The following is a 26,221-nucleotide window of genomic DNA, read 5'->3' as shown; positions in this document are numbered from 1 at the left end:
GGTCAGTCCAGGACCGGGAGCAGCTCCGGCAGGTGGCCGTCCGAGGCGCGGGCCGAGTCCTGACGCTCCTGCGGCACCTCGCCGTAGAGGGTCGTACGGGCCTTCGCCGGCCGGCCCGCCGCCTCCGCGACCGCGACCAGGTCCCGCACGGACTTGTACGAGCCCCAACCCGATCCGGCCATCCGGGAGATGGTCTCCTCCATCAGGGTCCCGCCCAGGTCGTTCGCCCCCGACCGAAGCATCTCGGCCGCGCCCTCCGAGCCCAGCTTCACCCAGCTCGTCTGGATGTTCCGGATGTGCGGGTGCAGCAGCAGCCGGGCCATCGCCGTCACCGCCCGGTTGTCGCGGACCGTCGGGCCGGGCCGGGCGATGCCCGCCAGGTACACGGGGGCGTTGGTGTGGATGAAGGGCAGCGTCACGAACTCCGTGAACCCCTCGACGCCCTTGGCCTCCGCCTCCTGCTGGATCCGGGCCAGCGTGCGGAAGTGGCCGAGCCAGTGGCGGGGCTGGTCCACGTGCCCGTACATCATGGTCGAGGAGGAGCGGATGCCCAGCTCGTGCGCCGTGGTGATCACGTCGATCCAGTCCGCCGTGGGCAGCTTCCCCTTGGTGAGGACCCAGCGCACCTCGTCGTCCAGGATCTCCGCCGCCGTGCCCGGGATCGAGTCCAGCCCGGCCTCCTTGGCGGCCGTCAGCCAGTCCCGTACGGACATGCCCGTGCGGGTGGCCCCGTTGACCACCTCCATCGGCGAGAAGGCGTGCACGTGCATGCCGGGCACCCGGGCCTTCACCGCCCGCGCGATGTCGAAGTAGGCCGTGCCCGGCAGGTCCGGGTGGATGCCGCCCTGCATGCACACCTCGACCGCGCCCACGTCCCAGGCCTGCGCGGCCCGGTCGGCGACCTGGTCCAGGGAGAGGGTGTAGGCGTCCGCGTCGGTGCGGCGCTGCGCGAACGCGCAGAACCGGCAGCCGGTGTAACAGACGTTGGTGAAGTTGATGTTCCGCGTGACGATGTAGGTGACCTCGTCGCCCACCACCGACTTGCGCAGGTCGTCCGCGATCCGGCACAGGGCGTCCAGCGCCGGGCCGTCCGCGTGCAGCAGGGCCAGCGCCTGGGCGTCGGTGAGCCGCGTCGGATCGTCCGCCGCCCGCGCGAGCGCCGCCCGTACGTCGGTGTCGATCCGCTCGGGCACCATGCCGGGGGCGGCGGCCTCGCGCAGGGCCTCCCAGTCGCCGTAGACGTGGTCGAAGTCCTCGCGGCGGTCCCCGGTGCGACCCTCGGAGTCGATGGTGGTGTGCAGGTCGGTGCGCCCGTACGCGGTGAAGCCCTCGTCCGGCTCCTGCCAGGGCCGGCCCTCCACCTTCGCCGTCTCGTCCGCCATCCCCGTCTCCGGGTCGGCCAGCGCCCGCACGTGCGGCAGCAGCCGGGGGTCCAGCCAGGGCTCGCCGCGCAGCAGGAACTCCGGGTAGATCGTGAGCCGTTCGCGCAGCTCGAAGCCGGCGGCGGCGGTCCGCTCGGCCAGCTCCTCGATGTGCGGCCAGGGCCGCTCGGGGTTCACGTGGTCCGGGGTGAGCGGGGAGACCCCGCCCCAGTCGTCGATCCCGGCGCCGATCAGGAGCGCGTACTCGGCGTCCACCAGGTTCGGCGGGGCCTGGATGCGGGCGCTCGGGCCCAGGATGTGCCGGGCCACCGCGATGGCGGCGGCCAGCTCCTCCAGCTCCGCGTCCGGCATCCCGCGCATGGCCGTGTCCGGCTTGGCGCGGAAGTTCTGGACGATGACCTCCTGGATGCCGTGGTAGCTGCGCTGGATGCGGCGCAGCTCGAAGAAGGCGTCGGCGCGCTCCTCGTAGGACTCGCCGATGCCGATCAGGACCCCGGTGGTGAAGGGCACGTTGGAGCGGCCCGCGTCCTCCAGGACCCGCAGCCGCACGGCCGGGTCCTTGTCGGGGGAGCCGTGGTGCGGGCCGCCCGGCTCGGACCACAGGCGCGTGGCGGTGGTCTCCAGCATCATCCCCATCGACGGGGCGACGGGCTTGAGCCGCTGGAGGTCCGACCAGGACATCACCCCGGGGTTGAGGTGGGGGAGCAGGCCCGTCTCCTCCAACACGCGGATGGCCATGGCCCGTACGTAGGCGAGGGTGTCGTCGTACCCGTGCGCGTCGAGCCACTCGCGGGCCTCGGGCCAGCGGTCCTCGGGGCGGTCGCCCAGGGTGAACAGGGCTTCCTTGCAGCCCATCGCCGCGCCCTGGCGGGCGATGTCGAGGACCTCGTCGGGGGAGAGGTACATCCCGTGGCCGGCCTTGCGGAGCTTGCCGGGGACGGTGACGAAGGTGCAGTAGTGACACTTGTCGCGGCACAGGCGGGTGAGCGGGATGAAGACCTTGCGCGAGTACGTGATGACGCCGGGCCGCCCGGCGTCGGCGAGCCCGGAGTCTCTGACGCGGGCGGCGGACGCGGCGAGGTCTCGGAGGGCCTCGCCGCGCGCCCGGAGCAGTACGGCCGCCTCGGTCGCGTCGAGCGCGACACCGTCGCGGGCCCGACGGAGAGCGCGGCGCATCGCGTTGTCGGTCGGAGCGTCACTCGGAGTGGTCATACCGCGAGCATACGATCAGTGCCCCGGTGCGCGGAGGGGCTCATCGCATCAGCTCACCGGCGTTGACCAGCAGTGACTGGCCGGTTATCGCCCGCGCCCGGTCGGAGGCGAGGAACACGGCGGCGTCGGCCACGTCCCCGTCGGTGGCGAGGTCGGGCAGGGCCATCCGCTCGGTGAGGCGGCCGTGCACCTCGGCCTCCGGGACCCCCTCCGTGTGCGCGGTGAAGGTGACGAAGGCCTGGACGGGCGGCCCCCACATCCAGCCCGGCAGCACCGTGTTGACCCGGATCCGGTCCGGGCCCAGCTCGCGGGCCATCGAGTACATGGCGGAGGTCAGCGCGCCCTTGGAGGCGGCGTAGGCGGCCTGCTGGACCTCGTTGGGGGAGGCGATCGCGGACTGGGTGCCGATGATGACCACCGAGCCGCCGCCGCGCTCCTTGAAGGCGGGCAGGCAGGCGCGGGTCATGCGCAGGGTGCCCAGGAGGTTCACGTCCAGGATCTGCTGCCAGGTGCCGAAGTCGGCGTCCCGGAGCCCGCCGAAGTAGGAGTCCCAGGCGGCGACGTGCACCACCCCGTCCACGCCCCCGAAGCGTTCCCCGGCCAGCTCCACCAGGGCCCGGCACTGGGCCTCGTCGGTGATGTCGGTCGGCAGGTACGCGGTGTGCGCGCCCTCGGGGTCGATCTCGGCGGCGGACTTGGCGAGATTGGCCTCGGTGCGCGCCCCGAGGACGGCGTTGCCGCCGTCGCGGACCACGGCGGCGGCCACCTGGTGGCCGAGCCCGGCTCCGACGCCGGAGACGATGACGGTCTTGCCTCGCAGCAGCATGCGTGTGCCCCCTGGCGGCGGGATCCGGGGAGCGGACCCCGGATCCGACGAGTCGATCTGACGGGCCGTCAGGGTAGGGGTGCGGGCCGGGGTTGTGAAGGGGCGGGGAGAGGGGTCCGGGTCAGGCGGCCACGTCCGCGATGATGTGGGAGATCACCCAGACCGCCCAGAGCAACGGCAGGATCGCCACGTACGCCAACGGACGCGCGTGCACCGGCGGACCCTCTTCGAGGGACTGGCGCCCCGGCGCGGGACGCGGGTCGGGCAGCTTGGAGAAGCGGGTGGCGGCGATCAGGTTCCAGATCAGGGTGAAGGGCGTGAACACCACCAGGGAGACGGGGCTCCACCAGCCCTGGCACAGGGTCTTCGTGGTCATCGCCCGCACCATCGCCCGGCCGCACTGACGGCAGAAGGGCCCGTCCACGCGGTGGAAGCGCATCAGGACCAGCACGCCGACGTGCGCCCGCACCGTCATGTTCACGGCCTCCGGCGACCCGCAGGCCCGGCAGCCGGGCGCGGGGGCGCCGGGGTACTGGCCGGGGTACCCGGCCTGCTGCCCCTGGACGTACGGGCTCTGCGGGTACCCGCCCTGAGGGGGCTGCCCCTGGGGGTACCCGCCCTGCTGCGGGTACGGGGCCTGGGCGTGCGGGGCCTGGGCGTACGGGCCTTGGGGGTGGCCGCCCTGGGGGTGTGCGCCCTGGGGGTGGCCGCCCTGCGGGGGCACCCCGGTCGGCGGGCCGGCGGGCGTCGCGTACGGGTTGGCCGGATCCGGCGCCCCGGCGTACGGGTTGGACGGGACCGGAGCGCCCGCGTAGGGGCCGGGCGGGGGTGTGGTCATGGGGAAGGCCTTCGGGATCTGCGCGCGAGAGGCGGCGCCGTACGCCGGGGTGCGCTCGTGTGCCCGAACGTATCAGGCCAACTGCGTCCGCCCGGGCGGCCGTCGATCGCCCCGCCGCCGGCCGGTCCGTCTCCGCTCGCCCCCGCCCGTTCCCCGTGGCCGTCACCGCTCGCCGTGCCGCGCCACCAGTTCCCTGAAGGCGTCCGGGGCGATCGAGTCGATGCCCTTGCCCGACAGGACGTTCACCTCCCGGCCGTTGACCTCCACGACCGGCGTGCCCTTCTTGCCGCCCTCGTAGAAGGCCTGGGAGACCTTGTCGACCCACGGCATGTACGTCATCTCCTTGACCGCCTTGTTGAAGGCGGGCGTGCGCAGACCCGGCACCTGGTCGGCGAGGTCGAGGAGGGTGGCCGTCGAGCCGAACCTGTCGTCGTTCTCGTCCGCCGGGTGGTTCTCGTAGAGCACCCGGAGGTAGTCCATGAACTTCGCGGGGCTCTCGTTCACGGCCGCGCCCAGGGCGTTCAGCGCGCGCTTGGAGCCCTTCCCGCCGAGACCGCCGTCGAGGAAGGTCGCGAAGTGGTACTCGACCCGGTAGTTCCCGGCGTCCGCCTGCTCCTTGAGGGTGGGACCGAGCCCCGTCTCCACGCCCGCGCAGAACGGGCAGCGCGGATCCAACCACACCGACACGAGGTCCTTCGCGCCGTCCTTGCCGTACGGGACGACCACGCCGTCCTCGCCGGAGGTGTGCGCGGGCCGCAGGAACGGCTTGTCGCCGGCCTCGCTCCCGCCCGAAGCGGCCGAGCCGGAGGCGTAGGCGCCCGCGCCGACCGCGAGGGCGACGACGGCGGCCAGTGCGCCGCCGACGAGCAGCCGCCCGCGCAACCGGGCCCGCCGGCTCTCCGCCTCGCGCCGCGCGAGGAGTCGTTCGCGGGCCTCGCGTCGCCCGCTCTTCTTGATGCTCGCCATGGAACCAGGATAAAGAAGCACAACCACGCTGAGAGCGGGCCTTTGGGGTGTTCGGGGCGGGTCGAAGGTCCCGCACCCGAGCCCTCGCGTCGGACGGAGCGGACGGCGGGCGTGCGGGACGATCGTTCTGACGAGGAGGCTTGGACGTCCTGGGTCACAGGGCGGTGAAGGTGAGACGAATGGTGCGTCATATCTGGCGACTCGATGGCGAGTCGTATCCGAATACCTGATAGACAGAGGAATCTTCGGCTGTATCAGCCGGACGCCTTCGCCGGCCGCCTTGGGGGGATCGCCGCACCGTGAAGCCGCTTCACCGTCATGTAGTCAACACCTCGCGCAAAGTCCTGTGCACGGCCGCGCTCGCGGCCAGCCTGACCACCGCCGCCGTCGTGACCAACACTCCGATAGCCGGTGCGGGAGAGGCCGATCCGACCCCGGACAGCCCTCAGGCCATCGACCGTGGCGACGCCCGCCTCGACGTGCCGCCCACCGTGGCCGACCCGTTGGTCCCGCCCGCCGCGGGAACCGGGACGACCGAGAGCGCCTCCGGGATCCCCGCGACCGCCCTCGACGCCTACCGGCGCGCCGAGGTGGCCGTCGCCGCCGCGCTCCCCGAGTGCAAGCTGCCCTGGCAGCTCATCGCGGGCATCGGCCGCGTCGAGTCCGTCCACGCCTCCGGCTACGGCCTCAAGCCCGACGGCTCCACCGAGAAGACGATCCGCGGTCCCCGCCTCGACGGCAACGGCTTCGCGGAGATCCGCGACACCGACAAGGGCGAGTGGGACGGCGACACCGAGTACGACCGCGCCTTCGGCCCGCTCCAGTTCATCCCCTCCACGTGGAAGATCTGGAAGGCCGACGGCAACGGCGACGGCAAGCGCGACGCCAACAACATCTACGACGCGGCCCTCGGCACCGGCCTCTACCTGTGCTCGGGCGGCAAGGACCTCTCGCTCCCGGCCGACCTGGACAAGGCGATCCTCGCCTACAACCCCTCGCGCGATTACGTGAACACGGTGCTCGGCTACATGCGCCAGTACCAGGACGGCGCCGCCGGGGTCGAGAACCCGCCCACCGGTTCGTACCCGACGCCGCCCACGCCGAGCCTGCCCACCCCGCGCCCGCCGACCTCGCCGATCGTGCCGACCCCGGGCCCCGGCCCGGTCACCCGGCCCACGACCCCGCCGACCAAGCCGCCGACCAAGCCGGAGGAGCCCTCGAAGCCGACCCCGGCGCCGGCGACCCTCGCCAAGCTGGAGCGGGTCGGCGACACCGCGCTGGAGGCCACCACCGGGACGCTGCTCCCGGAGGGCGTCCGCTTCAAGGCGCTGCTGAGCGACGGCAAGCCGGCCGTCGACCAGGCCGTGGTGATCGCCGTCGAGGAGGACACCACCGGCGGGACCTCCTTCGTCCTCGCGCAGAAGCCGAGCGTGGTCGTCCGTACGGACGCCCAGGGCATCGCCTCCGCCCCCCGCCTGCGGGCGGGCTCGAAGGCGGGCACCTTCAGCCTCCGCGCCACGGCCTACGACGCCAAGGGCCAGTTCACCCTCAGCCTCTCGGGCAAGGTCACCGCGCCGGCGCCCAAGCCCGTCGAGGTGACCCGTACGGACGGCACCGGCCCGGTGAAGGTCGTCTCCGGCGACGCCGTCCAGGGTCTGCGGTTCCTGGCGTCCGCCGGCGCCGACCCGGCGGTCGGCGCCAAGATCACCGCCGGTCTGGTGGAGAAGGTGGACGGCGCCTGGGTCCCGGTGGACCCGAAGGCGGCGAAGGGTCCGTACTTCGCCGGGGCGAAGGAAGGGGAGAAGCTCTTCTCCCTGGCACTCCCCGAGACGGGCGCCGACGGCACGATCGTCCTGCCGAAGCTCCTCACAGCGGACGTCCCCGAGGGCACCTACCACCTGCGCCTGATCACGGCGGACAAGCGGGAGCTGATCGTGGAGATCCAGATCGCCGCGAAGCCCGCGACGACGCCGACCACCCCCGCCACCACCCCGGCGACCCCCGGGGTCTGACGCCCCGACCGGGACGAGCGCCCGGACCGACGACCGTGGGCCGGTCACCGTGAAGACGGTGACCGGCCCACGGTCGTTCCCCGGCCTCCAGGCATGCGCCCCCCGACCGGGAAAAGGCAGGAGCCCCGCCAACTCCGCTCGCACGGAGGAGGCAGGGCTCCTTGGGTAATGCTTAATCCAACCGCGATCCGGTCGGCCAGGCGACTAGGCCGGGACTACGTTCTCCGCCTGCGGGCCCTTCGGACCCTGCGTGACGTCGAACGACACCGGCTGGTTCTCTTCCAGGGAGCGGAAGCCAGAGGCGTTGATCGCGGAGTAGTGGACGAAGACATCCGGGCCGCCGCCGTCCTGGGCGATGAAGCCGAAGCCCTTTTCAGCGTTGAACCACTTCACGGTTCCGGTAGCCATGAGCCCTCCTATGGGCCAAAGGGTCGCCCTGCTCCAGAACCTGCTAAGAAGTCTGAAAACTACAAAAGCCTGCGGGTCACATGCTCCGCAGGCTCCGTACTGCAAGGGAAACCAAACTGCAACTTGCGTCGAGCCTAGCACGCGACCTCGGGGCGGGACCAGAGGGAAAGATCACGTCACCCGGACGTTTGAGACCCGCCTGATGGCTGACGTCGAGCCGGGGGCTAGTCTCGCGATGTGGACGTCTATCGCAGCCGGCCCCGCGTCGGCCACATCCAGTTCCTGAACTGCCTCCCCCTCTACTGGGGGCTGGCCAGAACCGGCACGCTGCTGGACATGGAGCTGACCAAGGACACTCCGGAGAAGCTGAGCGAACGGCTCGTCCGGGGCGAACTCGACATCGCCCCGATCACCCTCGTGGAGTTCCTCCGCAACGCCGATCAGCTCGTCGCCTTCCCCGACCTCGCCGTCGGCTGCGACGGCCCCGTGATGTCCTGCGTGATCGTCTCGCAGGTCCCGCTGGAGCAGTTGGACGGCGCCCGCGTCGCCCTCGGGTCGACCTCGCGCACCTCCGTACGCCTGGCCCAGCTGCTGCTCGCCGAGCAGTACGGGGTCCGGCCCGACTACTACACCTGCCCCCCTGACCTGGGGCTGATGATGCAGGAGGCGGAAGCGGCGGTGCTGATCGGCGACGCCGCGCTGCGCGCCTCGCTGCACGACGCCCCCCGGCTCGGGCTGACCGTGCACGACCTGGGGCACATGTGGAAGGAGTGGACGGGGCTGCCGTTCGTCTTCGCCGTCTGGGCCGCGCGCAAGGACTACCTGGCGCGCGAGCCCGACACCGTCCACCAGATCCACCGGGCGTTCCTGTCATCCCGGGACGTCTCCCTGGAGGAGGTCACCAAGGTCGCCGACCAGGCCGCCCGCTGGGAGGCCTTCGACGCGGAGCTGCTGGAGCGGTACTTCACCACGCTCGACTTCCGGTTCGGCCCCGAGCAACTGGCGGGCGTACGCGAATTCGCCCGCCGGACGGGAGAGGACACCGGTTACGCCGGGGACGTCACCGTGGAGCTGTTGAAGGCGCCGACCCCGGGCTGACCGGGCCAATGCGCGGGTAATGCCGCCCGGCCGGCGAACCCGGTAAGCGGAATGCGTCCGCGCCCCCGAATTCCGTCCGCTTTCACCATCCCGGGGCGCGTGCGGCGCCCCGGGGGAACTTCCGCACGCACGGTCCGGCTGCTTACGGGCGGACTTCCCCGCATCGTTCCCCCGTATCCGGCCCGTTCCCGAAAAGGGAATGCGCGCATTCCCCTTTCGACTCGGACCGACGGCGACGCGGCTGCCCTCCCGGGCCGTGGCGGGACGGCCTAAGGTGCTGACTGTTCTGGTGAGTTCAGACCTGGGGGGACGGGGACGCGATGCAGCCGCTCGAAGCCGGTGAGCCGCGGACGATCGGCGCGTACCGACTGCTGGGCCGGCTCGGCGCCGGCGGCATGGGACGGGTCTACCTCGGGCGCAGTGCGGGCGGCCGGACCGTCGCCGTCAAGGTCGTGCACCCCCACTTCGCCGCCGACGAGGAGTTCCGCGCCCGCTTCCGCCGCGAGGTGGAGGCCGCGCGGCGGGTGGGCGGGGAGTGGACGGCGCCGGTGCTGGACGCCGATCCGGAGGCGGCGGTGCCGTGGGTGGCGACCGGGTACGTGGCCGGGCCGTCCCTGGCCGGGGCGGTGGCCGGACACGGGCCGCTGCCGGAGGGCGCGGTGCGGGCGATCGGCGAGGGGCTGGCCCGGGCGCTGGTGGCGGTGCACGCGCTGGGCCTCGTCCACCGGGACGTGAAGCCGTCCAACGTGATGCTGCCGCTGGACCGGCCGCGCCTGATCGACTTCGGGATCGCCCGGGCCACCGACGGCACGGCCTCCCTGACCTCCACCGGCGTCTCGGTGGGCTCGCCCGGCTACATGTCCCCCGAGCAGATCCTCGGCAAGGGGGTCACCGGGGCCTCGGACGTGTTCTCCCTCGGGGCGGTGCTGGCCTTCGCCGCGACCGGGCACCCGCCGTTCAGCGGGGACAACTCCGCGACCCTCCTCTACAAGGTGGTCCACGAGCCGCCGGAGCTGGAGGGGATCGGGTCCGGGGAACTGCGCGGGCTGATCGGGGCCTGCCTGGCGAAGGCGGCCTCCGAGCGGCCGACGCCGCAGGCCGTGGCGGCGGCGTTGGCCGGGGCGATGGGCCGGCCCGGCTGGCTGCCCGGGCCGCTGGTGGAGGAGGCGAGCCGGGCGGCGGTGGCGCTGCTGGACCTCGACGCGGACCTGTCCGGGGGGCCGGCGCCGGACGCGTCGGGCCCGGTGCCGTTCACCGCGGCCTCCCACGGGGCGCCCGCGGCGGTCGGCTTCGGACCGCCGGACCCCTCGTACGGAATGCCGACCGGCACCCCCTACGGGACCGGAGGCGCGTACGGAACCCCGACCGGCGCCCCGTACGGGTCCGGTGGCCCCGGCGCGGCGGCGCTGCCGGAGCAGCGGACCGGTCCCGAGGGGCGGGCCGCCACCCTCCGCGTGGCCGGACGCCGCGTCAGCTGCACCCTGGTGGTGGCCGCGGCGGCCGCGGCGGTGGCACTGTCCGGCGGGCTGTACGGGCTGGAGATGCTGCCCGGCCAGGGCAGGGTCCGGGACAGCGCCTCGGGCGACGCCCACCCGTCCCGCACCCCGCTCCCGCAGGGCTCCGCCCCGGCCCCGCAGGGTTCGGCGTCCTCCTCCGGGCCGCCCGCAGGGGCCCGTACGACCGTCCCCCAGGCCTTCGTCGGCACCTGGAAGGGCACGGTCACCACCACCAACCTGGGCGTGCCCAGTGAGTTCGAGATCGCCATCAAGGCCGGCAAGAAGGGCGAGGTCGTCGGCCGGGACAGGTCGGTCCTCGACCTCCTGGGCACAGCCACCGACTGCAGCGGCGACTGGAAGCTGTCCTCGGCCACCGACCGGTCCCTCGTCCTGGACACCTCCGGCGGCCCCAACCCGGCCCCCGGGATCTGCTCGGGCGGATCCGCCGACGAGCGCTTCACTCTCAACGCGAACGGAACGCTGCACTACAAGTCGGGGGACCGCGCGGCCGGGAACCCCGAGGGCGATCTCACCCGCAGCCCCTGACGAGAGCCGACCACCCCTGGCGTACGCTGGATCGGTCCGGACCCCTTGACACACCGCCGAAAGGTGACGCACCGGTGACCGACCAGGCCGCTCTCCAGTCTGTCCTCGACCGTGCCGCCGCAGGGGGCCGGATCACCAAGGAAGAGGCCCTCGACCTCTACCGGCACGCCCCGCTGCACGCGCTCGGCCAGGCCGCCGACGCCGTGCGCCGGCGCCGCTACGCCGGTACGGAGCACATCGCGACGTACATCATCGAGCGCAACATCAACTACACCAACGTGTGCGTCACGGCGTGCAAGTTCTGTGCCTTCTACGCGGCCCCCAAGGACAAGAAGAAGGGCTGGTCCCGCGACCTGGAGGACATCCTGCGCCGCTGCGCGGAGACCGTCGAGCTGGGCGGCACGCAGATCATGTTCCAGGGCGGCCACCACCCGGACTACGGCGTGGAGTACTACGAGGAACACTTCTCCGCGATCAAGAAGGCCTACCCGCAGCTGGTCATCCACTCCCTCGGTGCCTCCGAGGTCGAGCACATGGCCCGCATCTCCGGCGTGAGCGCCGAGGAGGCCATCCGCCGGATCCACGCGGCCGGTCTGGACTCCTTCGCGGGCGCCGGCGCCGAACTGCTCCCGGCGCGGCCCCGCAAGGCGATCGCCCCGCTCAAGGAGTCCGGCGAGCGCTGGCTGGAGATCATGGAGATCGCCCACACGCTGGGCGTGGAATCCACCTCCACCATGCTGATGGGCACGGGCGAGACCAACGCCGAGCGCATCGAGCACATCGCGATGATCCGCGACACCCAGGACCGTACGGGCGGCTTCCGCGCCTTCATCCCGTACACCTACCAGCCCGAGAACAACCACCTCAAGGGCCGGACCCAGGCGACGATCTTCGAATACCTGCGGATGATCGCCATCGCGCGGCTCTTCCTCGACAACATCGCGCACATCCAGGGCTCCTGGCTGACCGTCGGCAAGGAGGCGGGCCAGCTCTCCTTGCACTACGGCGCCGACGACCTCGGTTCGATCATGCTGGAGGAGAACGTGGTCTCCTCGGCCGGTGCCAAGCACCGCTCGAACCGCATGGAGATCATCGACCTGATCCGCAAGGCGGGCCGGGTCCCGGCGCAGCGCGCCACCACCTACGAGCACCTCGTCGTGCATGAGGACCCGGCGAACGACCCCGTCGACGACCGGGTGGTCTCGCACATCTCCTCCACGGCCATCGAGGGCGGCACGGCGCACCCCGAGCTGAAGCTGATCTCCTCCAACTGAGGTCCGCCCGATGCTCACGCTGCACACCGCCGAAGTCCTCGTCGCCGGACCGGGGGCCGCACCGCTGGAAGGCGGCGCGGTCCTGGTCGAGGGCGACCGGATCGCACGCGTCGGCCCGTACGAGGAGCTGGCGGCCGGCGCCCCGCACGCCCGCGTGCGCCGCTGGCCCGGGGTGCTGACCCCGGGGCTGACGGCGCGCGGGGCGGACGAACTGCTGGAGCGGACCTACTACCCGGACGACCCGTACGAGATCGCCGAGTTGGGCGCCGACCCGATCACCGGAGCCGCGGCCCTCGCCGCCCTGGAGCTGACGGAGTCCCGCCGGGGCAACAGCGCCCGGCGCGGTACGCAGAAGCTCCTGGCGCGCGGGGTGGTCGCGGTGGCCGGCCGGTTCACCGTCCCCGCCGTGCGCACGGCGGTGGTCCGCTCGGGCCTCGCCGTCCTGCCGCCCCTCCCGTACGAGCCCCCGCCCTCCCTGGACCCCCTCGCCGGGCTGGACGCCGCCGCGGCGGCCTACTGCGGGGTGCTGGAGGCGGGGGCCCCGGCCCGGTTCGCGGTCTTCGCGGTCCCGGACGAGGCTGCCCTGCCGGAACGCGGGGCGACGACCTGCGTGGCCACGGTCGTCGCCGGTCGCCTCCTGCACCGGCGCCGCTGACGGCCGACGGCGTCGCCGGCCGTCGCCCGCGCTGCCGTCGACCGACGCGTCAGGGGACGCGGGGGCCGGCCAGGTAGGTGCCGTCCCGGGAGTAGGGCCAGGCGTTCGAGGTGCACCCGAGCAGGCCCTTGATCTGCTGCATCATCGCGGGCGCCGGCCGGCCGGGGCCCGGGCAGGTTTCGTGCTCGTGGCCCAGCTCGTGCCCCACCTCGTGGTTGACGATCAGCGCCCGGTACTCGTCCACGGAACCGCGGAACTGCGGCGACCCCTCCTGCCAGCGCTTGAGGTTCACCACGACCGTGTGCCCCACCCGACAGTTGGTCTCCCCGATCAGCTCGGGGGTGACCACCTCGCACAGCCGGTCGGTGGTGGCCGGGCCGGCGATCTTCACGGTGAAGTCCACCGGCTCCCCGGCCCCGGCCAGCCGGAACCCGTAGGCCGGGTCGCGTATCCAGCCCCGGCGGTCGCCGAGTATCGCCTCGATCTTCCGGGCGGCCGTGTCCGGATCGACCCCGGTGCCCCGCTCCACCTCCACCCGCCAGCGCCGCACGGGCCCCTCGCCCTGTGGCCGCCCGGCCGCGGAGGAGGCCGCGAAGCCGGGGTCGGCGCGGGCGGTGGGCGGCGGCGGCGCCGGATCGGCGGCCGGCTCCGTACCCCGGTTGTAGGCGGCCACTCCGAGGACCAACAGGGCCGTCGCGCACAGGACGGTGCGGCGCAGCCTCCGGCGGCGGTCGGCCCGCCGGGCACTGACGTAACGGACGTGCGGCATCGTGAACCCCCCCTGGTTACGTGATCCAGTGTGCCGGGCGGCCCGAACGGACGTCGGGGCGACCTGACCGCCGGCGGGAGGCGCGGGGACGGGCGACGGGTGGCGGGGGACGGGACCGGTGCGGGCCCTGAGAGGATGGGTCCCGTATCTGCCGACCCGCACAGCGAGGGGCCACCGCCAGTGACTAGGGCTTCCCTGGACAAGCAGCCGCACGAAGTCGCCTCCATGTTCGACGACGTGGCCGCGAACTACGACCTGACCAACGACGTGATCTCCCTCGGTCAGGCCCGCCTGTGGCGCAAGGCGGTCGCGAAGGCGGTCGACGCCCGGCCCGGAGAGCTGGTGCTCGACCTCGCGGCCGGCACGGCGACCTCCTCGCTGCCCTTCGCGCGGGCCGGCGCGTACGTCGTCCCCTGCGACTTCTCCCTCGGGATGCTCACGGAGGGCAAGAAGCGCAACCCCTGGCTGCCGCTGACCGCCGGGGACGCGACGAGGCTGCCCTTCAAGGACGGCGTCTTCGACACCGTGACGATCTCCTTCGGGCTGCGCAACGTGCAGGACACCGACGCCGCGCTGCGCGAGCTGTACCGGGTGACGAAGCCCGGCGGGCAGGTCGTCATCTGCGAGTTCTCCCAGCCGACCTGGGGACCGTTCCGCACCGTGTACATGGAGTACCTGATGCGGGCGCTGCCGCCCGTGGCCCGCGTGGTGTCCTCCAACCCCGACGCGTACGTGTACCTCGCCGAGTCCGTCCGCGAGTGGCCGGACCAGCCGGCGCTGGCCGCGCTCCTGCAGAAGGCCGGCTGGGCGAAGGTGGCCTGGCGCAACCTGAGCGGGGGCATCGTCGCCCTGCACCGCGGGACCAAGGCGTAACGACCCGTGGACTATCAGACGTTGCTGGAGCAGATCGCCGCCGACACGGCCCCGCTGGTCGGCAGCGGCACGCCCGCCGAGTACATCCCGGCGCTCGCGTCCGTCGACCCCACGCGGTTCGGGATGGCGCTCGCGGACGTCGACGGCAATGTCTACGGGGTGGGGGACTGGCGGGTCCCCTTCTCCACCCAGTCCGTCACCAAGGTGTTCTCGCTGGCCCTGGCGCTGGCCGAGGGCGGCGACAGCCTGTGGGAGCGGGTGGGGCGGGAGCCGTCCGGCAACCCCTTCAACTCCCTGGTCCAGCTGGAGTACGAGAGCGGGATCCCGCGCAACCCGTTCATCAACGCGGGCGCGCTCGTCGTCACCGACCGGCTCCAGAGCCTGACCGGCGACGCGAGCAGCGAACTCCTGGACTTCCTGCGGCAGGAGAGCGGGAACCCGGGCATAGGTTTCGACGCGGAGGTCGCCGCGTCCGAGCAGGAGCACGGCGACCGCAACGCCGCCGTGGCCCACTTCATGGCGTCCTACGGGAACATCGACAACCCGGTCCCCGCCCTGCTGGACCACTACTTCTGGCAGTGCTCCATCGAGATGACCTGCGCGGACCTGGCCCTGGCCGCGCGCTTCCTGGCCCGGCACGGGCTGCGCGCCGACGGCAGCCGGCTGCTGACGCGGAGCGAGGCCAAGCAGATCAACGCGGTGATGCTGACCTGCGGGACGTACGACGCGGCGGGCGAGTTCGCCTACCGGGTCGGCCTGCCGGGCAAGAGCGGGGTGGGCGGCGGCATCCTCGCGGTGGTCCCGGGCCACTGCACCCTCGCCGTCTGGAGCCCGGGCCTGGACCCCAAGGGCAACTCGGTCGCGGGTGTGGCGGCCCTCGACCGCTTCACGACCCTGACCGGCCTGAGCATCTTCTGACTAGCCGCCCCGAGGTACGGCTACGCGGGGTCGAAGGCGAACTCGTAGCGGCGGCTCCGGCGCCGGCCGCCCGGGAGGGACAAGGTTTCGGTCAGGGTCATCCCGAGGCGTTCCGCGACCGCCGCCGAGCGGACGTTCGCATCGTCGATCATCGCCACCACCCGCGTCACCCCGGCCTCCCGCACCCGGTCCAGCGTGGCCAGCGCGGCGGCGTACGCGTACCCCTGTCCCCACGCCCCGCGTCCCAGCCGCCAGCCGATCTCGATCTCCCCGACCGGCCCCCACGCCTTGGTCGCCGGCCAGGGCTGGGCCCCGGTGAAGCCGATGACGGCGCCGTCCCCGTCGAGCAGCGTCCACAGGCAGTAGCCGAGCAGTGCGTCGTGCATGCGCTGGCGCGCGGTGAACTCCTCGTACAGGGAGACCTCGGCGGGGCCGCCGAGGAACTCCATCACCTCCGGGTCGTCGAAGACCCGGTGCCAGGCACGGGCGTCCTCGTCGGTGGGCACGCGCAACTGCACGACGGGCAGCGGCCGGGTCGGTGAGGTGGTCATCAGGGCAGCCCTCCGGATCGCGATCTCTCTCGCTGCATAGACTGCGTCATGTCCGTGCCGTTGGGCACCCTTTATCGAGCCTTCGGGAGACCCCGCAGTGACCGAGCCCCTCTCCGAACACTCCGCGGATGTGATCGTCGTCGGGGCCGGGCCCGCCGGCTCCACCACCGCCTACTACCTCGCCAAGGCCGGACTGGACGTCCTGCTCCTGGAGAAGACGGCGTTCCCGCGCGAGAAGGTCTGCGGCGACGGTCTGACCCCGCGGGCGACGAAGCAGCTGGTCTCCATGGGGATCGACATCTCCGAAGAGGCCGGCTGGCTCCGCAACAAGGGCCTGCGGATCATCGGCGGCGGTCAGCGGCTCCAGTTGGACTGGCCGGAACTGGCCTCCTACCCGGACTACGGGCTGGTCCGCAAGCGCGACGACTTCGACGAGACCCTGGCCCGGCAGGCGCAGAAGGCCGGCGCCCGACTGTACGAGCGCTGCAACGTGGGCGAGCCCGTGCGCGACCCGCGCACCGGGCACATCACGGGCGTTCAGGCGAAGCTCGGCGAGGAGAAGACCCCGGTCACCTTCAGCGCCCCGCTCGTCGTGGCGGCCGACGGCAACTCCTCGCGGCTGTCCCTCGCGATGGGCCTGCACCGGCGCGAGGACCGCCCGATGGGCGTCGCCGTCCGTACGTACTTCACCTCGCCCCGTCACGACGACGACTACCTGGAGTCCTGGCTGGAGCTGTGGGACCGGCGCGGCGCGCAGGACCGGCTGCTGCCCGGCTACGGCTGGATCTTCGGCATGGGCGACGGTACGTCCAACGTCGGGCTCGGCATCCTGAACTCCTCCTCCGCCTTCAAGGAGCTGGACTGGCGCGAGGTCCTCAAGGCCTGGTGCGCGTCCATGCCGGAGGACTGGGGGTACACCCCGGAGAACATGACGCAGCCGATCCGCGGGGCGGCCCTGCCGATGGCCTTCAACCGGCAGCCGCACTACACCAAGGGCCTGCTGCTGGTCGGTGACGCGGGCGGCCTCGTCAACCCGTTCAACGGCGAGGGCATCGCCTACGCGATGGAGTCCGGGCAGATCGCGGCCGACGTCGTCGTGCAGGCACACTCCCGGGCCACCCCGGCCCTGCGCGAGCTGACCCTGCACAGCTACCCGAAGGTCCTCAAGGAGACCTACGGCGGCTACTACACCCTCGGTCGCGCCTTCGTGAAGTTGATCGGCAACCCGAAGGTGATGAAGGTCGCGACGCAGCGGGGCCTGACGCACCCGGTGTTGATGAAGTTCACGCTGAAGATGCTGGCGAACCTCACCGACCCGACGGGCGGCGACGCGATGGACCGCATCATCAACGGCCTGAGCAAGGTCGCCCCGAAGGCCTGATCGTTGTTCTCGCGCGCCGAGCCGTTCCCGCCGGGTGGTGGGGGCGGCTCAGCCGTTTCCGGGGCGGTCGGCCGGGGAGGCCGGTTCCGCGCCGTGCACCGTCTTGACGCAGCGGGCCAGGAGGGCGAGGCCGGAGAGCAACAGTGCGCCCGATACGCCCCATTCCAGGCTGAGTGTCATGGTTTCACCCGGCCGCTGCCAGGGGCGGGACGTGGTCAACAACCAGCCCCCCAGGGCGAGGAGGGCGAGTCCGCCGGCGGCGGGAACGGCGGCGTTCTCGCCGGTGCCGTGGTCCTCGTTGGGCGCTCGGCTCACGGAACCACCACCTCCAGGGTCCGGGCGGCCTGACGGTCAGACGCGCCGCACCCTATCTTCGCAGGGCTTCGGCCGGTTCGACACGGGCCGCCCGCCAGGCGGGATAGAGCCCGGCGAGCAGCCCCGTGACCAACCCCACGAGGGGCGCCGCGGCGACCGTGACGGGGTGGATCACCGGGGTCCAGTCGCGCGCCACCGAGACGGCGACCACCGTCAGCTCCCCCAACGAGGTGCCGACCAGCCCGCCGAGGGCCCCCAACGCGGCCGACTCGGTGAGGAACTGCGCCGAGACGTGTCGCCCCCGCGCCCCGAGCGCCCGGCGCAGCCCGATCTCCGACGTCCGCTCCAGGATCGCGACCAGGGTGGTGTTGGCGATGCCCACGGCGCCGATCACCAGGCAGATCCCGGCGAGCAGCAGGAAGAGCGAGCTGAGGTCGGAGGTGACCCCGGAGCGCAGCGTCCGAGGGTCGGGCGGCGGAACGGCCTTGAGGTACTCGGGGTGGTCGGGCCGCAGCGCGAGCGGCGCGAGCCCGGCGACCTGCCGCGCCGCCCCCAACTCGGTGGAGATCAACATGCTCGCGCCCCCGGGGGACGGTGGCCCCCACAGCTCCTCGGCGGTGGACCGGGGGACGATGACGGCCAGCAGGTTCTCGGGCTTGCGCTCCACGTCGGCGATGATGCCCGCCACGGTGAAGGGTTCCCGGCCGATGTGGAGGGCGGGACGGGTGGCCAGGGTGGTGATGCCCAGCCGTTCGGCGAGACCGCCGCCGATCAGGACCACGCGCTGTCGGCTCCGCTCGGCGAACCCGTCGTAAACGCGCCCCTCCCGGAGGGTGGGCACGAGGGCGTCGACGGCCCCCGGGGAGGCGGCCACCACCGTGGTCCCGGTGGTGGTGGCGCCGGTCGTGCCGCTGTCGGAGGGCAGGGCGCCGACGGTGGTCGCCGAGTCGAGCCGTACGGTCCACATGACCCCGGCGCTGCGGATGCCCGCGACCGCACGCAGCCGCTCTTCGGCGTCGGCGGGGAAGCCGGGGCCGGCGAACTCGTCCTGCTGGGCGGCCACGTCCTCGACGGTCACCTCGGTGGCGGTGAGGACGTTGAACCGGCCGTCGATCTGCGAGGAGATGGTGGCGGTCAGGCCGAGCACCGCCACGAAGCTGCCGACGCCCAGCACGGTCCCGAGGGCGGTGAGCGCGGCCCGGCCGGGGCGGCGCAGCATGCCGGCGACCGCCTCGGAGAGGGCGTCGCGCACGGAGAGCCGGGTCGGGTCGATCGATCGGGTCGGGTCGGTCGGTGGGGTCGGTAGGAACGGTGGGGTCGGCTCGGTCGGGGCGGTCGCCGGGGTCGGTTCGAGGCTCACGCGGGTGTCCGCTCGCCCAGTCGGCCGTCGCGGACCGTGACGGTACGGAGGCCCCGGGCGGCCACCTCGGCGTCGTGGGTGATCACCATGACGGTCATGCCCGCCGTGTGCAGTTCGTCCAGCAGGGTCAGTACGGAGGCGGCGTTCTCGGAGTCCAGGTTGCCGGTCGGCTCGTCGCACAGCAGGAGCGAGGGCCGTCCGACGAGGGCGCGGGCGATGGCGACGCGCTGGCGTTCGCCGCCGGACAGCCGGCCGGGCACGGCGCCCGCGCGGCGGGCGAGGCCGACCTGTTCGAGGGCCTCGCGGGCGCGGACGAGGCGCCGTGCGCGGGGGACCGAGGTGTAGAGCATGGCGAGGGAGACGTTCTCCAGGGCGCTGCGGTGGGGCAGCAGGTGGAAGGACTGGAACACGAACCCGATCCGGCGACCGCGCAGGGCCGTCCGCGCGCGGTCGGGGAGCCGCCCGGTGTCGATCCCGTCCAGCAGGTAGCTGCCGGCGGTGGGGGAGTCCAGCAGCCCCGCGACATTGAGGAAGGTGGACTTCCCCGATCCGGACGGGCCGACGATGGTGACGAACTCCCCCCGCCGTACGAGGAGTTCGCAGGGCTTGAGGGCCTCGACGGGTGGCGGTCCGGGGTAGGTGAGGGCGACCCCGCGGAACTCGATCACGGGCGGCTCGGGGGCCGGTGCGGCCCCGGGGGGCGGGGCCCCCGGGGCGCGGCCGGGGCGCGGGAACCTCACCGGGCGCCACCCCGGGCGCCCTTGGCGCCCTTGGCCGGCTCGGGGGCGGAGCCGATGACCACCCTGGTTCCGGCGGCGAGGTCGTCGGCCCGTACCGGGGTGACGGCGACGTAGCCGTCGCCGCTGGTGCCCGCCCGGACCTCGACGCGCCGCCGGGCGCCGTCGCCACCGAGCGCGGTGACGACCGTACGGCCGTCGGCCCCCGCGGAGACGGCGGTGACCGGGACGACGAGGGCGGGGCCGTCGGTCGAGGCCGACTCGATCGTCAGCCGTACGTCCTGACCCGCGAAACCGGCCGGCAGCGGCTGGTCGGCGCGGACCACCATCCGGTAGCCCAGCTCACCGGCGCCCCCGGCCTTGCCCTGGCCGCTTTGGCTGCCTTGGCCGCCTTGGTCGGGCTGCTGCGCGCCGGCGGACCGTGCGGCCGAGCGCTCGCCGGCGACCAGCACGACCCTGCCGCGGACCTCGGTCCCGGCGGCCTCGGAGGAGACCGTCACGGCCATGCCGGCGCGCAGCACCTGCCGGCGGTCCTCCTTCAGGTAGGCCTCGACGACGAGTTCACCGGCGGACAGGGTGAGGACGGGCCCGGACGCGGTCCCGCCGACCCGCCCGGCGACGGCGCTGACCCGGGCGGGGAAGGCGCCGACGAAGACGGTCTCGGCGGCGGGCAGCATCGGCCCTTCGGCGGCTTCGGCCGCGACCAGGGCGGCCCGCGCGTCGGCGAGCGACTGCCGGGCCCGCGCGAGCGACCGTTCGGCGCCGGCGTCGGTACGGGGGCCGGCGGCCTTGCCCGGGGCGGGCGCGGCGGTGGCGGTGGCCGTGGCGCCGGCCGAGGGGCCCGCGCCGTCGGTCTTGCCGTCCGCCTTGCCGTCCGTACCGGTCGGGGCGGTGGGCGTGCTCTGCGGCGCCGACGCGTCCTCCAGGGCCCACTGGGCGGACCGTACGGCCTCCCGCGCGGCCTTGACCGCCGCGCCCCCGTCGGCCACCGCCGGCAGCGGGTCGTAGCCGATGGCCCGGTAGCGCGCGCCGAGCGCGGCCTTGGTGCCGGCCCCGAACACCCCCTTCGCGTCGGGCCCGGTGGGGTGGCCGAGTTCGCGCAGCGCCTGCTGGAGCTGCGCGACGTCGTCGCCGGTGGCGCCCGGCCTGAGGTCGCGGTAGACGGGCAGGGTCCCCTTGAGGGTGAACACGGGCCGCCCCGACACCTCCGCGAGCAGCTGACCGGCGGCGATCGCGTCCCCGGCCTTGACCGGGAGCTTCGTCACGACGGGAGCGCCCGCACCCTCGCCGGCGCGTGGCTGCGGGGCGACGTCCACGCTCTGGTCGGCCACGACCGTCCCGCGCATCACCACCGTCTGCGCCAGCACCCGCCGCTCGACCTCGGCGGTCAGCGCGCCCTGCGCGGGCGGCCCGGTCTCGGCGGCGACCTGGGCGGGGGACTTCACCAGCACGGTGGCCAACAACCCGCCGACGGCCATCAACACGGCCCCGGCCACCACCCCGGCCACCACCCGCCGCCCCCGCCCGCCCCCGCTCCCCTCGGCCGGCCCGGGTTCGTCCACGGCAGCGCCGCGCGTCCTTCCCGCCGCGGCCGCCCCGTCCACGCTGCCGTCCCTGTCCCTGTCCACCACGACCTCCGGCAGTTCGCTCACCCGCCGAGCACGCTGTCCCCGTCGGAGACCTGGTGGAGCCGGCACTTCTTGACGGCTGCCGCGTGCCGGGTCTTCAGTTCCACGCTCTGCTCCGTCGTGAGGGACCGGTCGTCTACCTGGGCCGTCACCGGATCGGGGTCCGGGTACCAGGCGACGCCCTCGGCGCGCAGGCACGCGGACTCCGCGCGCGCCGCGGCGACCTGTTCGGGAGGGGCCTGTGAAGCTCCGGGCCGTGGGGGGAGCTTGCTCTCGCACGCCTTCCGGGCCTGGGCGAGGTTCTCGACCGGACGGTCCTTGTCCACGCGCGGTGCGCCGGAATCGGTGTGGGAGATCTTCACCCCCTGGTCCTTCAGGCAGTCGTAATAGGCGATCTCGGCCCGGGTGGGAGGCGGACTGTCGCTCGCCGAGGGTTCCTTGCCGCCGGAACACGCGCTGATCGCGAGGGCCAGCGCGAAGACGGTGACGGGCAGGTGTCTGCGCATGGAGGCGCCTCCCTTGGATGGGGGCCGAAGCCGGGAAGAGGAAGAGGCGTCACGTGGGAAAGGGCGACGCGTGAGCGGGACCTGATCGTAGGAATCCACGACGCGGTTCGACGGGAACGCGTAGGGCTCCCTCAATTCCTCGCGTGGCACTTCATCAGCGCTTCGCGCCGGGTCACTTTCAGTTCGTTGACCTGTTCCGCCGTGAAAGCGGAATCGTCGATCTGTGCGGTGACCGGGTCGGGGTCCGGGTACCAGGAGATGCCCTCGGCCCGTAGGCAGATGGATTCCGCGCGTACGGCGGCCAGCCGTTCGGGGGTGGCCGGCTCGGGTTTCCTCGGCGGCGGGGTCAGGGAAGCGCAAGCCTGGTAGGCGGCCGGGTCGGGGGTTTGGGTCTTGGCCTCGCGGGGGGCCCCGTAATCCGTGTATTCGATCTTCACGCCCTGCTTCCCCAGGCAGTCGAAATAGGCGATCTCCTGCGCCGTGGGCGGCGGGCTGTCGCTCGACTCGGGTTCCTTCCCGGCACTGCCGGAGCACCCCGACAGCGCGACGCACAGGAGGAGCACGGGGGCGAAATGGCGTGCTTGCACGGAGGATTTCCTTGCGCTCATAGGGGCGGAGGAGAGCGCCCCCGCGGCAATGCGCGGAGCACACCGCGCACACGGTAGGCATCGTGTCCACGTCGCTACAAGTCATCTATCGGCCAACGGCCTTGACGGCTCATCAGCCGATACCCGTCTTGTTCCGGGATGCGGAGTCGCTGTTGAATCCCCGCCGGGCGGAAGGATCGGATCTCCGCCCTGCTCCCATGACCGCACTGGAACCGAAAAGTGAGGTACGCGTGATGGACAAGGCAATGCGCAGGGTGGCGGCGGGCTGTGTGGCGGCCCTTTCCGTGAGTGCCGTTCTGTTGGGAACGGCGGGTCCGGCGGCCGCCGGGGCGAGGGACGGGAGTCTGGAGTACCAGGAGTTCGGTCTCTACTACTACCGAGGCCAGTCGGGGTGCGTATTCGACCTCACCGGAACCGACATGAACTTCAGTGACGACAAGTACCGGGGCTCTTGCGGTTCGTCCGGAAAGGGCGTGAACGACACGACCGAATCCTATTGGAACCGGGACAACTTCGCCTGGAAGGTCGGCACCGACAAGAATCTGGACGGGAGCGTCGGAGAGATCCCGTCGGCCTATTCGGGCGATGCCTCGGACAAGTTCCGGAACAAGATCAGTTCGGCCGACTACACCTTCCACGCCTGATCCGGAAGAAGGAATTCCCAGCGATGAGAAGCCCCCGGCGCCGTCCGTCGGCCGTTCCCGCCCTGTTGTTGGCGCTCGCGCTCTTGGCCGGCTGTTCCGGAGCCGAGGACGGCGCCGAGGGTGGGGCCGAGCCGGAGATCGGGGCGGTCGCCCTGGATCCGGCCACCTCCACGCTGGCCCTCCCGATGGACGCGTACACCGACACCGAGGCCGAGCGGATCCGGATGGGCCGCGTCCAGCAGGCCCTGCTCGCCCGGTGCATGGCCCGGTACGGGTTCTCGTACGGGGGCGCGCCGTCGGAGGAGCCCGCCGGGGGCGCCGCCGAGGACCGCCACCGGTACCTCTTCGGCCTGGCCGACCCGGAGTTCGCCGCCGCCCACGGGTACGACAAGGAGGCGGGTCGGGGCGAACGGGTCAAACCGTCCTCCCCGCCGCTCGGCGAGAGCGCGCGGCTGGTCATGACCGGAGCACCGGACGGGGCCCCGCCGGGCACGAAGGCGGTGGACGCGAGGAGCGAGGAGGAGGCGGCGGGCGTGGACAGCGGCCTCAGCGTCGGCGGGCTGAAGGTGCCGCCCGGCGGCTGCCAACGAGAGGGCTACCGCAAGCTGTACGCCCCGACCAAGGACAGCGTGGACCTGCTCTTCGCGTTCGACCTGTCCTCGGAGGCCCACGAGCGCTCCAAGCGGGACTCCCGGGTCCGGGCGGCGTTGGCGAAATGGTCGTCCTGCATGGACAAGTCGGGATACGGGGGGATCGACACCCCCTACGACGTCATCGAGGAACTCGGCCTGGGCGAGGACAAGGCGGGCCCCAAGGCGGTCACCGCCGCCAAGGCCGACGTCGCCTGCAAGCGCGAGGTGAACCTCGTGGGGATCTGGGCCGCGGTCGAGAAGGCCTACCAGGAGCGGCTCGTGAACGAGAACGCGGAAGCCCTCGCGCTCTACGGGAAGCAGCGGGAGGCCCGCTTCAGGCTCGCGGCGACCCTGGCCTGAGGGCGACCCCTGCCCTGAGGGCGGCGACCCTGACGGGCCGGCACGCTCCGCCGGCCCGCGCGGCCCGCGCGGCCCGCCGTCACCCCCACCGCCCCCGCACAGCGCGCCCAGGGCATGCCGGAGGGCCGGCGCTCCACCCCCGAGCGGGGGAGCGCCGGCCCTCTTGGCGATCGGGACGATCAGAGCACGCGGACGGCGCCCGTGGGCATGTCGTAGCTCATGTTGCGCTCGACGATGCCCGTGCTGGGGTTCTGCGCGCCGACGAACTTGCCGCCGCCCACGTAGATGGCGACGTGGTAGGCGCTGCCCTTGGAGCCCCAGTACAGGATGTCGCCGGCCTGGAGGTTGCTCAGCGAGACGGAGCGACCGGCCACGGACTGGTCCTGCGAGGTGCGGTCCAGGGAGATGTTGGCCTGGCGGTAGGCGGCCTGGACGAGGCCCGAGCAGTCGTACGCGGAGGAGCCGGTGGCCCCCATGACGTACGCCTTGCCGACCTGGGCGCGGGCGAAGTTCACGATGGCGGCTGCGGAACCGGTGGCCGAGGACGTGGAACCGGTGCTGGAGCCGCTGCCCGTGCCCTTGGAGGGGCTGAAGCCGCTGTCGCCGTCGTCGGAGGAGGAGGCGGTGGTGAGGGAGGTGCGGCCGGAGCTGCGGTTCGCGCGCTCGGCCTCGGCCTTGCGGTCGGCCTCCTGCTTGGCCTTCTGCTCGGCGACCTTGGTGGCGTCTTCCTTGGCCTGCTTGGCCTCGGCGGCGGCGCCGGTGCGGGCGGTCTCCTCCAGGGTGTCGAGCTCGCCGGTGACGGCGGCCTCGACGGCGGCGACGCGGGTGTTCTCCGCGGCCGTGTTCACGGCGTTGGAGACGGAGGAGCCGAGGTCGAGGTCGAGGACGGGCATTTCCATCGTCGTCTCGGGCAGGGGCTCGGTGGAGGGGGACGCGCTCGCGGTCCCGGCCATGGCCAGGGTGCTGAGGACTCCACCGGCAACTCCGGCGCGGACCGCCAGCTTCGAGACGCTGCGGCGGGGCTTCCGGTGGCTGGGTATGTGAGCGGTGTGGGACATGAGAACAACCGGTATCAGGGCGTCAGGGGTCCCTTCAAGAAACGTGGTCTGCGCCACAGTTGCCGGAAAACATGTTTAACCGGGCGCGTCGCGGGCGTTATTGACGCCGTAACGGGCGTAACGGACACCCCTTCACAAGGCTGTGATCTTGGGCTTTCAGTAATTAGTCCGAATTGATCTCGGGCCTACCATCGGCCCGGACAGATGGCCAAGCCCCCTTTCGTGGCGCTCAGCTCGACGTGACGCAGGTCACAGTTACCTACACCCGTGAGGGCGCTGTGGCCGGTCCGTGATGTGGCTGTGAGGTCGCCGTGCCTTTCGTGAACGGATGCACACCATCCGCTCCCCCTTCACGCACCCGTCGACCCCCGTCCACCGTCGTCCACTCCGAGCCTCACGGGCTCCCCCGAGTGGGGGACGCGGGTTCCCTTACCACCCGAGGGTCGGCCCGAGCCAATTTGCCTGCACCCGACATCATTTGATAGAGCGCCACCCCCTTCCACCTGCGACTACGAGCCTCGATGTCACCTTTGGTGATCATGTGGATGCCTTGCGTGTGAAGATCACGACTCATCGGACTTCATGATCGTTCGTCAGGTGGTGGAGATCACAAACTCGTTGTTGTAACCCGTGTCGCAGATCACAGACCGGCAGGCATAAGATGCGCACCAGTCCGGCTTGTGAACTGCCTCACATGCGAGCGCTCGATCACAGGGTGATCTTCGCCAGGCAGGGCGCTCGTCGCCGGCGCAGCGGCCCCAACGGTCAAGGACGACTGGAAGGAGCGAGGAGCGTGAATGCGTACGCACCCATCCTCGTGCTCGGCGCCATCGGCGCAGGGTTTGCGATCTTCTCCGTGGTCATGGCCACGCTGATCGGCCCAAAACGGTACAACCGGGCGAAGCTTGAAGCCTACGAGTGCGGCATCGAGCCGACCCCGATGCCCGCCGGTGGCGGTCGCTTCCCCATCAAGTACTACCTCACGGCGATGCTCTTCATCGTCTTCGACATCGAGATCGTCTTCCTCTACCCCTGGGCCGTCACCTTCGACTCCCTGGGGATCTTCGGGCTCGTCGAGATGCTGCTCTTCGTGCTCACCGTCTTCGTCGCCTACGCCTACGTGTGGCGTCGCGGCGGCCTGGAATGGGACTGAGGGGCTGAAGTTTCC

The 26,221-nt window shown here is 72.4% G+C and carries 25 protein-coding genes; 11 read left to right on the top strand and 14 right to left on the bottom strand.

The window, feature by feature from the left end; translation table 11 throughout:
* Positions 1-2: 2 nt before the first annotated feature.
* From ACIOD1_RS04555 to ACIOD1_RS04540, 4 genes are all read right to left on the bottom strand, one after another.
* Positions 3-2,594, bottom strand: a complete 2,592-nt coding sequence (locus ACIOD1_RS04555) for a bifunctional FO biosynthesis protein CofGH (protein WP_401900079.1) — start codon at positions 2,592-2,594, stop codon at positions 3-5.
* A 40-nt stretch (positions 2,595-2,634) separates the two neighbouring features.
* On the bottom strand, positions 2,635-3,420 hold the full coding sequence (locus ACIOD1_RS04550; protein ID WP_365621408.1) for an SDR family oxidoreductase: 786 nt from the start codon (positions 3,418-3,420) through the stop codon (positions 2,635-2,637).
* Between the two features lie 121 nt (positions 3,421-3,541).
* On the bottom strand, positions 3,542-4,258 hold the full coding sequence (locus ACIOD1_RS04545) for a hypothetical protein (protein ID WP_365621411.1): 717 nt from the start codon (positions 4,256-4,258) through the stop codon (positions 3,542-3,544).
* Between the two features lie 162 nt (positions 4,259-4,420).
* Positions 4,421-5,224: a thioredoxin domain-containing protein gene (locus tag ACIOD1_RS04540; RefSeq protein WP_401900076.1), complete on the bottom strand. Its 804-nt coding sequence runs from the start codon at positions 5,222-5,224 to the stop codon at positions 4,421-4,423.
* 299 nt (positions 5,225-5,523) lie between these two features.
* Between ACIOD1_RS04540 and ACIOD1_RS04535 the strand changes: the two genes are divergently transcribed.
* Positions 5,524-7,236: a lytic transglycosylase domain-containing protein gene (locus ACIOD1_RS04535; protein WP_365621416.1), complete on the top strand. Its 1,713-nt coding sequence runs from the start codon at positions 5,524-5,526 to the stop codon at positions 7,234-7,236.
* Between the two features lie 204 nt (positions 7,237-7,440).
* On the opposite strand, the gene ACIOD1_RS04530 is transcribed toward ACIOD1_RS04535, so the two are convergent.
* On the bottom strand, positions 7,441-7,644 hold the full coding sequence (locus ACIOD1_RS04530) for a cold-shock protein (RefSeq protein ID WP_365621419.1): 204 nt from the start codon (positions 7,642-7,644) through the stop codon (positions 7,441-7,443).
* Positions 7,645-7,881: 237 nt separating this feature from the next.
* On the opposite strand from ACIOD1_RS04530, the gene ACIOD1_RS04525 reads away from it, so the two are divergent.
* From ACIOD1_RS04525 to ACIOD1_RS04510, 4 genes are all read left to right on the top strand, one after another.
* Positions 7,882-8,742: a menaquinone biosynthesis protein gene (locus ACIOD1_RS04525; protein ID WP_365621421.1), complete on the top strand. Its 861-nt coding sequence runs from the start codon at positions 7,882-7,884 to the stop codon at positions 8,740-8,742.
* 320 nt (positions 8,743-9,062) lie between these two features.
* The gene (locus ACIOD1_RS04520) at positions 9,063-10,784 is read left to right on the top strand and encodes a serine/threonine-protein kinase (RefSeq protein ID WP_401900073.1); all 1,722 of its coding nucleotides are present in this window, start codon (positions 9,063-9,065) and stop codon (positions 10,782-10,784) included.
* A 74-nt stretch (positions 10,785-10,858) separates the two neighbouring features.
* A complete protein-coding gene (mqnC, locus tag ACIOD1_RS04515; RefSeq protein WP_401900071.1) occupies positions 10,859-12,058 on the top strand; it encodes a cyclic dehypoxanthinyl futalosine synthase in 1,200 nt (399 codons plus the stop codon).
* Positions 12,059-12,068: 10 nt separating this feature from the next.
* Positions 12,069-12,713 carry an imidazolonepropionase-like domain-containing protein gene (locus ACIOD1_RS04510; protein WP_365621430.1) on the top strand — a complete coding sequence of 215 codons (645 nt, stop codon included), beginning with the start codon at positions 12,069-12,071 and terminating at the stop codon, positions 12,711-12,713.
* A 49-nt stretch (positions 12,714-12,762) separates the two neighbouring features.
* Here the strand turns inward: ACIOD1_RS04510 and ACIOD1_RS04505 are convergent, their stop codons facing one another.
* Positions 12,763-13,482, bottom strand: a complete 720-nt coding sequence (locus ACIOD1_RS04505) for a DUF3152 domain-containing protein (RefSeq protein ID WP_365621433.1) — start codon at positions 13,480-13,482, stop codon at positions 12,763-12,765.
* A gap of 180 nt (positions 13,483-13,662) precedes the next feature.
* Between ACIOD1_RS04505 and ACIOD1_RS04500 the strand changes: the two genes are divergently transcribed.
* Together ACIOD1_RS04500 and ACIOD1_RS04495 are read left to right on the top strand one after the other, a co-directional pair.
* Entirely contained in the window at positions 13,663-14,355 is a 693-nt protein-coding gene (locus ACIOD1_RS04500) for a demethylmenaquinone methyltransferase (RefSeq protein WP_401900069.1), read from the top strand.
* Between the two features lie 6 nt (positions 14,356-14,361).
* Positions 14,362-15,273 (top strand): glutaminase, encoded by a 912-nt coding sequence (locus ACIOD1_RS04495; RefSeq protein ID WP_401900068.1) that lies wholly within the window; start codon positions 14,362-14,364, stop codon positions 15,271-15,273.
* A 20-nt stretch (positions 15,274-15,293) separates the two neighbouring features.
* Here the strand turns inward: ACIOD1_RS04495 and ACIOD1_RS04490 are convergent, their stop codons facing one another.
* Positions 15,294-15,824: a GNAT family N-acetyltransferase gene (locus tag ACIOD1_RS04490; RefSeq protein WP_365621441.1), complete on the bottom strand. Its 531-nt coding sequence runs from the start codon at positions 15,822-15,824 to the stop codon at positions 15,294-15,296.
* Positions 15,825-15,921: 97 nt separating this feature from the next.
* Here ACIOD1_RS04490 and ACIOD1_RS04485 point away from each other — a divergent pair, with 97 nt between their 5' ends.
* Complete coding sequence (locus ACIOD1_RS04485) at positions 15,922-17,205, top strand: geranylgeranyl reductase family protein (RefSeq protein ID WP_365621444.1); 1,284 nt, start codon at positions 15,922-15,924, stop codon at positions 17,203-17,205.
* A 48-nt stretch (positions 17,206-17,253) separates the two neighbouring features.
* On the opposite strand, the gene ACIOD1_RS04480 is transcribed toward ACIOD1_RS04485, so the two are convergent.
* The 6 genes from ACIOD1_RS04480 to ACIOD1_RS04455 form a co-directional block, all read right to left on the bottom strand.
* Positions 17,254-17,520 (bottom strand): hypothetical protein, encoded by a 267-nt coding sequence (locus tag ACIOD1_RS04480; protein WP_401900066.1) that lies wholly within the window; start codon positions 17,518-17,520, stop codon positions 17,254-17,256.
* Between the two features lie 52 nt (positions 17,521-17,572).
* Entirely contained in the window at positions 17,573-18,793 is a 1,221-nt protein-coding gene (locus tag ACIOD1_RS04475; protein ID WP_401900479.1) for an ABC transporter permease, read from the bottom strand.
* 83 nt (positions 18,794-18,876) lie between these two features.
* On the bottom strand, positions 18,877-19,620 hold the full coding sequence (locus ACIOD1_RS04470; RefSeq protein WP_401900064.1) for an ABC transporter ATP-binding protein: 744 nt from the start codon (positions 19,618-19,620) through the stop codon (positions 18,877-18,879).
* Complete coding sequence (locus tag ACIOD1_RS04465) at positions 19,617-21,269, bottom strand: peptidoglycan-binding protein (protein WP_401900061.1); 1,653 nt, start codon at positions 21,267-21,269, stop codon at positions 19,617-19,619. The genes ACIOD1_RS04470 and ACIOD1_RS04465 overlap by 4 nt, the downstream gene beginning before the upstream one ends.
* A complete protein-coding gene (locus ACIOD1_RS04460; RefSeq protein WP_401900058.1) occupies positions 21,266-21,751 on the bottom strand; it encodes a hypothetical protein in 486 nt (161 codons plus the stop codon). Before ACIOD1_RS04460 ends, ACIOD1_RS04465 begins: the two co-directional genes overlap by 4 nt.
* Positions 21,752-21,882: 131 nt before the next feature.
* The gene (locus ACIOD1_RS04455) at positions 21,883-22,338 is read right to left on the bottom strand and encodes a hypothetical protein (RefSeq protein ID WP_365621455.1); all 456 of its coding nucleotides are present in this window, start codon (positions 22,336-22,338) and stop codon (positions 21,883-21,885) included.
* Positions 22,339-22,556: 218 nt separating this feature from the next.
* On the opposite strand from ACIOD1_RS04455, the gene ACIOD1_RS04450 reads away from it, so the two are divergent.
* Positions 22,557-23,003 carry a hypothetical protein gene (locus ACIOD1_RS04450; protein ID WP_365621458.1) on the top strand — a complete coding sequence of 149 codons (447 nt, stop codon included), beginning with the start codon at positions 22,557-22,559 and terminating at the stop codon, positions 23,001-23,003.
* A 23-nt stretch (positions 23,004-23,026) separates the two neighbouring features.
* Positions 23,027-23,995: a hypothetical protein gene (locus ACIOD1_RS04445; RefSeq protein ID WP_401900056.1), complete on the top strand. Its 969-nt coding sequence runs from the start codon at positions 23,027-23,029 to the stop codon at positions 23,993-23,995.
* 179 nt (positions 23,996-24,174) lie between these two features.
* Here ACIOD1_RS04445 and ACIOD1_RS04440 read toward each other — a convergent pair whose 3' ends face one another.
* Entirely contained in the window at positions 24,175-25,053 is an 879-nt protein-coding gene (locus ACIOD1_RS04440) for an NlpC/P60 family protein (protein ID WP_365621464.1), read from the bottom strand.
* Positions 25,054-25,846: 793 nt separating this feature from the next.
* Between ACIOD1_RS04440 and ACIOD1_RS04435 the strand changes: the two genes are divergently transcribed.
* The gene (locus tag ACIOD1_RS04435) at positions 25,847-26,206 is read left to right on the top strand and encodes an NADH-quinone oxidoreductase subunit A (RefSeq protein ID WP_045946775.1); all 360 of its coding nucleotides are present in this window, start codon (positions 25,847-25,849) and stop codon (positions 26,204-26,206) included.
* Positions 26,207-26,221: the final 15 nt, after the last annotated feature.

Source organism: Streptomyces sp. NPDC088097 (assembly GCF_044741845.1).
In the GTDB taxonomy this organism is placed as follows: Bacteria; Actinomycetota; Actinomycetes; order Streptomycetales; family Streptomycetaceae; genus Streptomyces.
Note: the sequence above shows the minus strand (reverse complement) of the source record. Positions and strands in the feature narration are given on the sequence as shown.